Annotated in this window: 1 protein-coding gene; it reads left to right on the plus strand. The window is 73.3% G+C overall.

Translation table 11 applies throughout. The features are described 5' to 3' along the window. Positions 1-308: 308 nt before the first annotated feature. The coding region (locus D588_RS0112535; protein WP_017916226.1) for an exodeoxyribonuclease V subunit gamma at positions 309-1,777 on the plus strand (1,469 nt) is incomplete at its 3' end.

The raw sequence follows: 1,777 nt of genomic DNA on the forward strand, positions 1-1,777 counted from the left end.
CCCTCTCCCCCCGGGAGAGGGGTTGGGGTGAGGGTCCGACGCGAAGCGACTCGCGATGTTTGGGTGCGCGAGGCTGCGCCCGCACCCTCATCCGGCCCTTCGGGCCACCTTCTCCCGGTGGGAGAAGGGAGCGGCTAGCCCCTCTCCCCCCGGGAGAGGGGTTGGGGTGAGGGTCCGGCGCGAAGCATCTCGCGATGTTTGGGTGCACGAGGCTGCGCCCGTACCCTCATCCGCCCCTGCGGGCCACCTTCTCCCAGTGGGAGAAGGGAACAGCGCCGCCTGCCCGCATCCGGCACAATGCCCGGCACATGCCTGCCTCATCCGCGCCCGATTTCCGGCTGTATCCGTCCAACGCGCTGGATACCCTGGCCGCCCTGCTCGCCGAAGAACTGCGCCGGCCGCCGCCGGGGCAGCCTTTGCTGGCGCCGGAGGTGGTGCTGATCCCGCAGGTGGCGATGCGGCGCTGGCTGCAGTCGACCCTGGCCGCGGTGCACGGGGTGGCGGCGAACCTGGAATTCCTCACCCCCGGCGAATTCGTCGCGCGCGCGCTGGAGCGCAATCTCGGCGCCGCGGCCGACGACCTGGACATGGCGACCATGCACTGGCGCCTGTACGCGGCGCTGCAGGGCGACCTGGGTAGCGATGCGGCGCTGGCGCCGCTGGCCGGCTATCTGGCCGACGGCGATGCGCTCAAGCCGTGGAGCCTGGCCGGCGAGCTGAGCAACGTGTTCGAGAAGTACCAGGCCTGGCGGCGCGACTGGCTGCTGCGCTGGGAAAGTGGCGCCGACCCGGACGATCCGCAGGCGCGGCTGTGGCGGCGTATCGCCATGGGCCGCGCCTACCGCGCACGCCGCATCGGCCAGTACCTGGACCGCTACGCGCGCCCGGACGGGCCGCTGCCGCAGGGCCTGCCGCGGCGCCTGTTCGCCTTCGCCGTGCTCAACATTTCCCCGGACGTGCTGCGCGTGCTGGCCACGCAGGCGCGCGCCGGCACACTGCACTTCTACCTGCCGACCCCGGCGCAGGGTTATTGGGGCGATCTGCAGACGCTGTGGCAGCGCCGCCGCGAGGGTGGGGCGGTGGACCTGTTCGCCGACCACGTGCAGGAGAACCCGCTGCTGCAGGCCTGGGGCGCGGCCGGGCGCGACTTCATGGCGCTGATCGGCGACTACGAGGTGGTGCATCCGCTGGCCGAGATCGCGGTCTACGCCGATCCGCTGGAGTCGGGCCGGCGCGCGCTGGCCGACGGCGGCCTCGGCGACAGCCTGCTGCGGCGCATGCAGAGCGATCTGTTCCATCGCCGCGCGCCGGCGCGGCCGGCGCCGCTGGCCGCGGTGGATCCGCACGATCCCAGTCTGCAGGTGCACGCCTGCCACACCCGCCTGCGCGAACTGCAGGTGCTGCACGACCAACTGCGCGCGCTGCTGGACGACCCGCGCTTCGAGCCGCCGCTGCAGCCGCGCGAGATCGCGGTGCTGTCGCCGGACATCGACCCCTACGTGCCGTACTTGGACGCGGTGTTCGGCGGCCACGCCGGCGACGACGCCTTGCCCTATGCGCTGGCCGACGCCAGCCCGTTGGCCAGCGAGCCATTGGCCGAGGTGTTCCTGGCGCTGCTCGGGCTGCCGATCGCGCGCTTCGGCCTGCACGAGATCCTGGACCTGATCGCCAGCGCGCCGATCGCCGAGGCCGCCGGCCTGGACGAGGCCGGGCTGGAGCGCCTGCGTAGCTGGCTGCACGCCGCCGGCGCGCGCTGGGGCCTGGACGCGGCGCACCG

It is taken from the genome of Xanthomonas sp. SHU 308 (genome assembly GCF_000364645.1).
Taxonomy (GTDB): domain Bacteria; phylum Pseudomonadota; class Gammaproteobacteria; order Xanthomonadales; family Xanthomonadaceae; genus Xanthomonas_A; species Xanthomonas_A sontii.